Below are 11603 nucleotides of genomic sequence, written 5' to 3' on the forward strand. Positions count from 1 at the left end.
TTTGATGGCTTTTATGGCATCATAAGCGCAACATATTTGACTATTTTTGATACTGATTATGATACCGAAGTTCCTAAAAAAACGGATTTTTAAAGCGCCAGTCGCGACTGGCCGTACGTCTGAAACTGATACTTCTGAAACTGACGCCGGCCCAGTCGCCACTAAGCCATACTCGAATGCACCGATCAATCAGTTGTATCGCAAGCTATCGGGTCAGCTACTCGATGTCGCGGTCAAACCCAAGCTACTTGGAGAATTGCCTGAGTTTGATAACGACGATCAGATACTCAGGTTTTATGTGCTACAGGACTATTCTCGCTCCAATAGTATTTTAATTGATTTACAGACGCAAGAGCACAACTTGCCGCCTGCATTGGTTGGGGTAAATGATACGGCCCACGGCATTAAAGAAAACGCTGCTATTATATTTTTGAACCACCCACATGCCAAAGATAATCCCTTATCCCCTCGTCTTTCGCGCTTGGTGTCTGCGGTCTTGCAACATCCAGAACTAAAGGTCCGCCTCGTGCCGGTGTCTATCTTATGGGGACGCGCACCTGAAAAAGAAGACTCGCTGTTTAAGCTGCTCACTGCTGATAATTGGCAGGATCCTAGTATCACTAGGCAGTTATTTAATATCGGTGTGATGGGCCGCGATACCTTTGTACAGTTTCATCCACCGCAAGACTTACGTACCATTATTAACGACAGCCTTAAAGGCGATGTAGAAGGACCTGCTGTTTTTGATTCGGTTTCTACAGATTTGGCTACGGCAGAACTAACACCGACTAACGCCAAAAGTGCTGAAGACACCTCTACAAACAATGATGCAAAAACTGATGCCGAGGTAGCACCTAGCTATACTCTGGTCGCAGCCGCGGACGGCAATCGCGAGCTCGTACGTATGCTACAGCAGCAGTTGACGATCTATCTAGATAAGCAACGCGCTAGCATGCTGGGACCGGACTTGTCAGACAAACGTAACCTAGTGGACAAACTGGTGTACTCGCCTGCCATCAAACACGCCATCGAGATGGAAGCAGCAGAGACAGGCACTAGCGTTCGAGAAGCTCGTAGCCAAGCCCGTGGCTATGCCAATGAAATGGTTAATGACTACTCTCATTCTATTATCCGCGGATTCTATAAGTTTTTGACATGGCTATGGACGCAGTTGTATGACGGCGTGGAGGTTCATCATTTTGAGCGAGTGCGCGATCTTGCGACCGATTATGAGCTGATTTATGTGCCTTGCCATCGCAGCCATGTCGATTACCTATTGCTGTCTTATGTCATTTACAAACGCGGTTTAAGCATCCCTTATGTCGCAGCAGGTGATAACTTAGATGTGCCAGTATTGGGACCGTTATTACGCGGAGCCGTCGCTTTTTACATTCGTCGTAGTTTCCGCGGGAACGCCCTGTATACTGCGGTACTACGTGAATACATGCACACCCTCATTACGCGTAATACCCCGATTGAGTACTTTATAGAAGGTGGTCGCTCACGCTCAGGTCGCCTGCTACCTCCAAAGATGGGTATGCTTGCGATGACAGTGCATAGCCAATTGCGCAAAACCAACAAGCCTGTGGTCTTTATCCCGACTTATATTGGTTACGAGCGTATCATGGAAGGCGGTACTTATGTTGGTGAGCTAAAAGGCAAACCAAAAGAGTCAGAGTCTTTGATTGGATTACTCAAAGTTGGTCGTAAGATTGAGCGCATCTTTGGCAATGTACATTTGAGCTTTGGTACACCGCTGCATCTTAGCGACTTTATGACCAAGTTTGATGTTCCTGCTGACAGCCTGCCATCCGATCGTACTGACTCACCGCTCGATGAAAAAACCAGCGCTATGGTTGATAACATCGGTGTCAAAGTCATGCAGCATATCAATAAAGCAGCAGTGGTGACGCCTGTCTCGCTATTATCATTGGTTTTGCTGTCCGCACCGAAAGCTGCATTGGATGAAAATAGCTGCCGTGAGCAGATCGCTTTATACCAAGGCCTCGCTCAGCAACTGGTCTATGCAGAGGATACGGTGATCACCGATATGACACCGCAGCAAATCATCGATTATGGCATCAAGCTTAAATTGATCGAACGTACACCGCATATCTTAGGTGATATTATTCAGGTTGCAGGCAAGCAAGCTGCCCTGCTCAGTTACTTCCGCAACAATATTTTGCATGTGTTTATTCTATTGTCGTTCTTGTCCGCGCTAGTCGCTCGCAACGGCCGTATCAAACGCAGTCGCCTAGACAGTATTGCTGAGCAGCTATACCCATTCTTGCAGGGTGAGCTATTTTTATACTACCCCGCACATGGCTTGGCTGAGACCCTCAACAAAAAAGTCGACAGTTTACTCTCTCATGGGCTGATTGTTGAGCTGGGTGATGACACGCTTAGCGTTCCTGAGTCTAATAGCAAGTATTATCAGCAGCTGCAAGTACTGGCGACACCCGTTGGACAGAGTCTTGAGCGTTATTTTATGACGCTTGCCCTACTCGCTCAGCAAGGTTCTGGTAATTTGACTGAGAATGAAGTCGTTGACCTATGTCATCTGCTTGGACAGCGCCTATCTGTACTATACGCCGATGATATTCCGGACTTCTTTGATCGCGCCTTATTCACCAGCTTTATCAGTGCATTGACTCGCTTAGACTATCTACAAAAAGATGACGAGACGGGCATACTGACCTTTGATCATCGTATCAATGACATCGCCAGTCACGCTAAGTACGTTCTAACACCTGATATGATGCAAATCTTACAGCAAGTGGCAAGCCTAGACGAAGAAGAGATTACCCATGCGATTACTGAGATTAGTAATAAAAAGCAGCGTAAATTCGGGCGTAAACGTTAGTATTAATTTAATAACTTACACTGGCTAAATAGCTATACAAAAAAAAGACCGCTAATGATTAGCGGTCTTTTTTTATTGAACTTAACTATACTAAACAGCCGTATTAGTTGGTAATCTTCTTATATTTAGCACGTTTAGGAGTCGCATCATCGCCCATTATTTTCTTGCGATACGCTTCAAACTCAGTATAGTTACCATCGAACCACACTGGACCTTCTTCTTCGAATGCCAAGATGTGAGTCGCGATACGATCAAGGAACCAGCGATCATGCGAGACCACCATAACAGTACCTGGGAATACTTGAATCGCATCCTCCAGCGCACGTAAGGTTTCGATATCCAAATCATTTGATGGTTCATCGAGTAGCAATACGTTGGCGCCCTGCTTTAGCGTCTTCGCTAATTGCAGACGGTTACGCTCACCACCTGATAATTGACCGACGTGCTTTTGCTGGTCTGAGCCTTTAAAGTTAAAACGACCGATATAGGCACGACTTGGCGTGGTGTAGTCACCAACCGTAATGATATCTAGACCGTCAGACACTTCTTCCCAAACTGTTTTGTTGTCATCTAAATGATCACGTACCTGACCGACATAGGCAACCTTGACACTTTCGCCCAAATCAACCGAGCCAGTATCTGGCGTATCACGCTCAGTAATCATGTTAAATAGTGTGGTCTTACCCGCACCATTTGGACCAACGATACCAACGATCGCACCCGCTGGTACGTTAAAACTTAGGTTTTCATACAGCAAACGATCGCCGAATGATTTAGATATATCATTGATCTCAATAACTTTGTTACCCAAACGTGGACCAGGCGGAATATAAATCTCAGAAGTCTCATTACGTTTTTGGAACTCTGTTGAGTTCAACTCTTCAAAACGCTGTACACGAGATTTAGATTTGGCCTGTTGGCCTTTTTGGTTTTTACGAATCCACTCAAGCTCTTTTTTCAGCGCTTTAGCAAATGACTCTTCTTGCTTATTCTGTTGCTCTAGACGCGTGTTCTTTTGCTCAAGCCACTCAGTATAGTTGCCTTCGTACGGATAGCCATGGCCACGGTCAAGCTCTAAGATCCACTGAGCAACATTGTCAAGGAAATAGCGATCATGGGTAATGGCAACGATAGTACCGCTGTAATTCTGCAAGAACTGCTCTAGCCATGCGACAGACTCAGCGTCCAAATGGTTGGTCGGTTCGTCGAGTAATAGCATATCAGGGCGTGACAACAGTAGACGGCATAGTGCCACACGGCGTTTCTCACCACCTGATAGTTTGCTGACATCCGCATCCCATGGTGGCAGACGTAGTGCATCAGCGGCTTTTTCTAACTGATTGTTTAGGTTGTGCGCATCCCATGACTGGATAATATCTTCCATTTTGCCTTGCTCTTCAGCAAGTTTGTCAAAATCAGCATCAGGCTCAGCGTATTCAGCATAAATGGCATCTAGACGAGCGAGCGCGTCTAGTGCTTCGCGCATACCGTCTTCGACATTGCCGCGTACATCTTTGCTGTCATCAAGCTGTGGTTCCTGTGGCAAATAGCCAACTTTGGTACCTGCTTGCGCGCGCGCTTCACCGCTAAATTCAGTGTCGACACCAGCCATGATACGTAGCAACGTTGATTTACCTGAACCATTGATACCTAGGACACCAATTTTGGCACCAGGGAAAAACGATAGGTTGATGTTCTTTAGAATTTCACGCTTAGGGGGAACAAGTTTTGACACGTTGTTCATCGTGTAGATATATTGAGCCATTAACACTCCGATAGACTGCATAGAAGAGAACAGCAAATACCACTCAGCAATGATGCCAAGCGTGCTGTACCTCAAAATCAGGGTTACAAATTATAGGTTATTATCGCATTGTGACGCATACCCTGCAAGCTAACAGGTTGTTTTCCCCTTTGTTTTGCTACTTTTGGTATTAAGCCATCTACTTTAGTGATGTAAGTTTTCTAAAAGAGTCACTTAAAAGTTCGACTCAATACGCAAACCTAACATTCTGATTCATTAGTGTTTTATAAAAACCACAAAAAGTAGCATCAAAACTTTCGCAAATTTAATCAATAGTCGTTAGCATGTTAGGATAGCTTAATAGCGTTGGAGAAATAGTTTGGCGTTATTGTCTACAACATGACTAGTAAGCTACCGCATGACTGACAAGCTAACATCGAATGTGCAACATTCATTTCAATCACACTCACAATCATAAAGGTACTGGTAATATGGTCACCGGCTATCGCCCTGAAGTTATTCAACGTGCGTTTGTCGATTTTATCGGATCGCGCCTCCATCCATTTTGGTCGCTGACGACGCCGAAGCTCAGACTTGTTGCGCGTTATCCATTGAGCGATGATTTGATTGCACTCAGATTTGAGACCAATGGCGCCTTTAGACAGCAATCTTTTAAAGAGACAGAGAGTTGGCAAGGCGGTCAGTATCTTGATTTACGCGTGCTCATCGATGGCGTGTATCATCAGCGCAGCTATTCAATAGTAGGATTGGCAAACCAGCCATTATGGTGGTCAGATGATACCAATACAAAAGCAGCAAAAAGCCGTCGCCATACAGTGACTATCGCCGTTAAACCGCAAGGATTGATATCCAATTACCTTGCTGAGCAAATGCCGCTGGCTAGCATCGTTGATACGAGTGTGCCACTGGGTGGTTTTACTTTAGCAAAAACAAACTTAGATAGTAAAAGACTCAACCCTTTGTTATTTATCGCTGGTGGCAGCGGTATTACGCCCATGTTAGGGCTCATTACACAAGCGCTAGAGATCGGACATCCAGTGACTCTGCTGCATTATAGTCGTTCTGAACTGTCACAGCTTGAGTACCAGTGGCAACAACTAGGCGATGTACACTCGACCTTTACCTATCATCTGATTCGTACTGACACTCCTGCGACCTACTTGGCTGGTGAGCGCTACTTGAGTGCAGATAGCCTGACGGCACTAAATCTGCCTCTAGCAGACACAATAATATTTGCATGTGGCTCACAAACTCTCTTAGCTGGCCTGTACAAAGCGGTAGCAGAGATCAGCTTACTCGAGGGTATCCAGCTACGCGACAATATTATTGTAGAAAACTTCGGTAGTGCGTTACCTGATTTTGAGGGTGATAGTGACCAGATAGATCGACAGCCACAGACAGAAGCGCACACCGTTTATCTACGTGCACGTCAGCGACAGTTTAGCAGTAACACGACTTTACTACTGGCTGCTGAGAGCGCAGATCTACGCCTAGCCTACGGTTGTCGGCAAGGTATTTGCCAGCTGTGCCGCTGCAATAAAGTCAGTGGCGTGGTCAAAAACATCCAAACAGGTAAGCTCAGCCACGACGGCTACGAGTCTATCCAGACTTGTATCAATATCGCGATGACTGACGTGGTATTAGACGTTTAAGGCGTGTCATCATTTATGGTGTCAGACTTAAGATTTGTCCATTTTAAGCCGACTAAATTCAAAGATACGCTAGTTGATGACATACCTCAGAAGTATTGAAATGAAAATACGACCACTGACCCCTAACTATTGACCTCTTAAAACTAAAAAATAGACTGATGTTAACTCATATTGTATGCTAAAACTCAGATGACTTATTAAACCGGATCCAGTGCTGCTTATTCGTGCCGTTTCGGTTAAGGACTATTTATGCGCTTATTACCACCTATTACTCCAGCACAATCTGCCGTACCTACCTTGACGCCACTATCCGATACACAACGTGCAGCTCAAGGGCAGCTAGCATTAGCCCCAGAGATGTCTGACGCTCATAACGACGATAAAACAACCGGCAGTGATAACCCGACAAGTTTGCCATCACAGTCAGCTCGCTATCCAACACTGAGTAGTGCACCACTCACGAAAACACAAAGTGAGGCTTTAGGAGCAGAGCTAGATACTATCTATAAGAACGTGATGGATTCACTGGGCAGTGATGATGCTCGTTACATTCAGCGAATTTATGCCACTGTGGCCTACAGTGAGGTTGCCGCACGTGGCCTTCTTGCCGCAGTAGGACGTATGTCGTCGCGGCGCTCACAAGTAGCGACTTGGCTACTGGGCACGTCCTTACTGAGCTTTAGCAAGATACTAAACAATATGGAGCTTGGGCACAATGTCATGCATGGGCAATACGACTGGATGCAGCACCCGCATCTCAACAGTCAAAAATTTGATTGGGATATTGTCTGTCCTGCGCCATTATGGCAGCACTCTCACAACTACCTGCATCACACATTTACCAATATTGTTGGTCGTGATCATGATGTCGGTTACCATCTGATCAGGGTCACTGATGAGCAGCCATGGGTACCAGAAGACCGTTATAATTTACTCAGTACGGCAGGGTTGGCACTTGGGTTTGAGTGGGCGGTTGCTTTTCATGATATTCAGATTAGCGCAGATGAGTATGCGGATTCTCCTGAGCTGCACCAAATCATGCAACAAAAATCTCGTGCCCTATTTGCCAAAATCGGACGGCAAATGGGTAAGGACTATGTTGTATTGCCAACGATAGCAGCAATAACACTAGGACGCCGTAGCGCTGTGAGTACACTGAGTGGTAATGTCACAGCTAATGTTGTCCGTAACCTGTGGACATGGGCGGTGATTTTTTGTGGTCACTTCACTGAGCAAGCACATATCTACACCCGCCTCGATTCTGATGAAAGCAAAGGCGACTGGTACGTGCGGCAGATCCTTGGTTCTAGTAACATCAAGGGCGGCAAATGGTTTCATATTTTAACAGGCAATCTATCCCATCAGATTGAACATCATATCTTCCCTGATATGCCAGCCCGCCACTACGCTAGAATCGCACCGCAAGTACAGGCCGTATGTCAAAAATATAATCTGGCATACAACACTGGGCGCTTTAGCACACAGCTTCGACAAGTCTTAGGACGCATTCACCACTTTAGCAAACCTAGCGAACAAGAATGGCAAGCGTACCAGCAGTCGGTATCACGTACGGACAATGCTGCCACTAATGATGCTAAACCAGAGATCGAGGACGAAAGTGGACTCAGTCGGTTTTTGCCACCTGTTGTTCGTAAAGCCATCTCATACGCACGGTAATATATTTAGATTGTTACTCTGATAAATCGATGCCAGATGCTCACGCGCTTAGATTTTTAATGGCTTAGACAACTGAGTGCTTAAGTGATTGAAAAGTGCTTAGCAGAGACAAGACCTTAATAATGTTAACAATCACCCTATCGACCCTTACGGTAAGCGTCTAGAGTATTTAGTATCAATGTTACATAGTTATATATTCAATTAGCAAAATAGGATTCGATAGGTCCTTACTGCTAGCGCTTTAACACTTAAAGACCTTTAACCTACAATAAAAATCCGATAATAATAAATGGAGTTTATCAATGAGTAACCAAGTTTCTAAATCAGAATTAGATATTATGCATAATCAAGCAGCAAAACGTTTTGAGACATCTATTGACGGTCAAACTGGCTATATCAGTTATCAAGAGCGTGATAACACACTTGTCTACGATCACACCATTGTCCCTCAGCAGCTAGGCGGCCAAGGTGTTGGGTCTGCATTGGTTGTACATGCGTTGGACTATGCACGTGCGCAAGACAAGAAAGTCATACCACAGTGTTCATTTGTAGCCTCGTACATTAGCAAACATCCTGAGTATCAAGATTTGATCTAGCCTGTTGTCTATCATCGCGACAGTCTGTGCCAAACCATGGTTTTAACAATAAGAGATTAGGGTATGTCCCTAATTCAAACGTTTATCACTAAATGAACTAAAAATGGCTAAATTTTTGACAAATGGCGGCAAATAGCTGGTCAATATCTTGATATTATCTGCGTGATTTTCCTTATTTGTCTGCGATTTATCTCATTTTTATCATTATTTTTAAAATAGGGACATACCCTAGGAGACCTGCCCGCACATAACTGTTAATCAACCAATTCGACACAACAATAAAGGTCATTAATATGAGTAGTTTATCTGACAAACAAATCAATCTACAGCTAGAAGACCTTGCTGGTTGGCAGCGTGATGGTAATAGCATCGTCAAGACTTACCACTTTGCTGATTTTATCGAAGCTATGAGCTTTATGAATCAAGCAGCATTTCATGCTGAAGCACTCGAACATCACCCTGAATGGCGCAATACATACAACATAGTAGAAGTACGCCTGACCAATCAGGATACAGGCGGTATTTCTAGTTTGGATATTCGCTTAGCAAAACGAATGGAACATATCGTTCAGCCCAAACGTTTATAGTATTACGCCGAGCGCATTAATAAGTGATTTTTTGAGTTAGACATAAAAAAGACCCTAATGTTAGGGTCTTTTTTATAATTATGAATTTCTTAAAATAATAAGCTTTTTTTACATTTTACGACTAACGAATGCGACGATAAATAAGATGACCGCAACGGCTAAGAAAATGTATGCCAGATTAGCAGATAGTCCTGCAACACCGCCAAAACCTAATAAACTTGCTAATAGTGCAACTACTGCGAAAATGATAGCCCAACGAAACATAATTTTCTCCTAAAATAATTATTAAAAACCAGATAGTAAACTTTATATAGCATCCATTTAACTTCTTGTTTTTTTGATACCAGTCATATCTGCTTACAAACATAGATTAGCAATATTTTTTTCTAAAGAGCGTACACTTTGGTAATGATATCGGTAGGTTATGTAAACTTTGTAGCAACTCCTGGTATTTTTTCTTGTCTTAATAATTACGTTATTCGGGATTATTCAATATCTTTTGATAATCTACTTATTGATTTATAACTGTACGCTTTAGAACTATATGCCTACTAGAAATATAGATAAGTAGCATTAGGATAGATGCCCTAACTGTTTTACGAAACAGATGTTTGGCAATGAAAACTGTAGCGACTCCATAAACTCCTAACCTATTTAAACCACTTGGTTTATAGTTTAAGGTCACATGATCACTCACCCTATTAAGGATAATACCTATGAATACCGAAACGGACACCGCAAAACCATCAAAACAAAGCAACACTGATAACCGCCCTTATGCCGTTATCTTGTATGGCGCAACGAGCTTTGTTGGTCAAATTACTGCTCACTACCTAACTAACTTTTTGTCTAATGCAAAAAATAAAGATGGCTCTAATATCACTTGGGCGATTGCAGGGCGCGACGAAGACAAGCTAAATACACTACAGTCAAAGCTTGAGAGCAAAGTAGACATTATCATTGCCAATAGCAAAGATCCTGCCAGTCTCGATGACATGACAAAGCAGACACAAGTTATCATCTCAACCGTTGGTCCCTATCTAAAATATGGTGAGCCACTGATAAAATCTTGTGCTGAAAACGGTACTGATTATGTCGACCTTACCGGTGAGGCAATTTTTATTAAAGATATGATGGACAAGTATCAAGATACTGCCAAACAAAGTGGCGCACGTATCGTAAACTCTTGTGGATTTGATTCTATCCCATCAGATTTGGGCGTTTATTTCTTACAAGAAAAGGCGAAAGAAAAGTTTGGTGAAACTTGTAATGTGATCAATATGCGCGTAAAAGCGGCAAAAGGTGGCATCTCTGGTGGAACGATTGCCTCGATGGCGTCGATCTTTGAAGAAGCTGGAGAAGATAAATCACGCCGTAAACAAGTCGCCAACCCTTACTTGCTGAATGACGACGCAGAGGCGCCCAATGTACGTCAAGACAATGTCAGCAAACCAAAGTACGATAGCAACCATAAACGTTGGTTAGCGCCTTTTGTGATGGCGACCATTAATACGCGTATTGTCCATCGCAGCAACCAACTACTCAGTTATGAATATGGTCGCGATTTCAAATATGACGAAGCCATGTGGATGCAAGATGGCGTTAAAGGCAAACTATCAAGTTATGCTATGAGTGCAGGGTTGCTGGGTTTCGCTACCGCCATGATGATCAAGCCAAGCCGTGAGTTGTTATCTAAGCATGTCCTTCCTAAGGCAGGGTCAGGCCCGTCTAAAGATGAGCAAGAAAACGGCTATTTCGATATTCGTCATTTTGGAAAAACGGCTAAAAATGACACTATCACTGTCAAAGTCACAGGTGATAAAGACCCTGGTTATGGTAGTACCTCTCGTATGATTGCACAAGCAGCATTGTGTCTGGCACAAGATGTGAGTAAAGAGGACGTCGGCGGTGGATTTTGGACACCAGCTTCTGCAATGGGGGATAATTTGATATCTCGTCTAGAAGAACACTCAGGTCTGAGCTTTGAGGTTCTCGACGGCTAGTCGCTCGAACAATTTTTAAATAGCGATGGGTTAACGCTTATTACTTTTATGACCGTATCTTGGTAACAAGGTACGGTTTTTTAATGGCTGCACGTTTATCAATTTTGCAGTGCATGTTAACAAATACTAATACCGTACTTTTTTAGTAAACAATGTTGCGGCTTTTCGATTTTTTAATACATTATGCTACACATTCCTAGCGTAATGTCACAGCCATAACTGAGGCAGTACGCTAGGATAAAACAGGTCACAAAATCCGTTCTATAGAAAATAAAAAGAGACATACAGAAAGGCGCATCAAATTTATAGCGGAAATTTAAAAACAGTTTTGACATATAGTCAGTTCTTTTTAAATAAGATACAATCATTTTAAAGCAAGCGAAATAGCAGAAGAACAAATGACCTATTCAGCAGATTTTCGAGCACAAGTGATTAAAAGTGTCAAAAACAAAGACATGAG

8 protein-coding genes are annotated in these 11603 nt (G+C 43.4%); 6 read left to right on the top strand and 2 right to left on the bottom strand.

Going from position 1 to position 11603, the window contains the following annotated elements; translation table 11 throughout:
* The first annotated feature begins 58 nt into the window (after positions 1–58).
* A complete protein-coding gene (gene plsB / locus NJD71_RS12265; RefSeq protein ID WP_319052227.1) occupies positions 59–2863 on the top strand; it encodes a glycerol-3-phosphate 1-O-acyltransferase PlsB in 2805 nt (934 codons plus the stop codon).
* 103 nt (positions 2864–2966) lie between these two features.
* Here plsB and ettA read toward each other — a convergent pair whose 3' ends face one another.
* Complete coding sequence (gene ettA, locus NJD71_RS12270) at positions 2967–4628, bottom strand: energy-dependent translational throttle protein EttA (protein WP_319052229.1); 1662 nt, start codon at positions 4626–4628, stop codon at positions 2967–2969.
* A 470-nt stretch (positions 4629–5098) separates the two neighbouring features.
* Here ettA and NJD71_RS12275 point away from each other — a divergent pair, with 470 nt between their 5' ends.
* The 4 genes from NJD71_RS12275 (at position 5099) to NJD71_RS12290 (ending at position 9140) form a co-directional block, all read left to right on the top strand.
* Positions 5099–6280: a flavin reductase family protein gene (locus NJD71_RS12275; RefSeq protein ID WP_319052230.1), complete on the top strand. Its 1182-nt coding sequence runs from the start codon at positions 5099–5101 to the stop codon at positions 6278–6280.
* A gap of 249 nt (positions 6281–6529) precedes the next feature.
* Positions 6530–7957, top strand: coding sequence for a fatty acid desaturase family protein (locus NJD71_RS12280; RefSeq protein ID WP_319052231.1), 1428 nt, complete (start codon positions 6530–6532; stop codon positions 7955–7957).
* A 302-nt stretch (positions 7958–8259) separates the two neighbouring features.
* On the top strand, positions 8260–8553 hold the full coding sequence (locus NJD71_RS12285) for a GNAT family N-acetyltransferase (RefSeq protein WP_319052232.1): 294 nt from the start codon (positions 8260–8262) through the stop codon (positions 8551–8553).
* A 293-nt stretch (positions 8554–8846) separates the two neighbouring features.
* Positions 8847–9140: a 4a-hydroxytetrahydrobiopterin dehydratase gene (locus NJD71_RS12290; protein WP_319052233.1), complete on the top strand. Its 294-nt coding sequence runs from the start codon at positions 8847–8849 to the stop codon at positions 9138–9140.
* Between the two features lie 108 nt (positions 9141–9248).
* On the opposite strand, the gene NJD71_RS12295 is transcribed toward NJD71_RS12290, so the two are convergent.
* Complete coding sequence (locus tag NJD71_RS12295; RefSeq protein WP_114701374.1) at positions 9249–9404, bottom strand: DUF1328 domain-containing protein; 156 nt, start codon at positions 9402–9404, stop codon at positions 9249–9251.
* Positions 9405–9856: 452 nt separating this feature from the next.
* On the opposite strand from NJD71_RS12295, the gene NJD71_RS12300 reads away from it, so the two are divergent.
* Positions 9857–11143: a saccharopine dehydrogenase family protein gene (locus NJD71_RS12300; protein ID WP_319052234.1), complete on the top strand. Its 1287-nt coding sequence runs from the start codon at positions 9857–9859 to the stop codon at positions 11141–11143.
* Positions 11144–11603 lie beyond the last annotated feature (460 nt).

This window comes from Psychrobacter sp. PP-21, assembly GCF_033790785.1.
In the GTDB taxonomy this organism is placed as follows: Bacteria; Pseudomonadota; Gammaproteobacteria; order Pseudomonadales; family Moraxellaceae; genus Psychrobacter.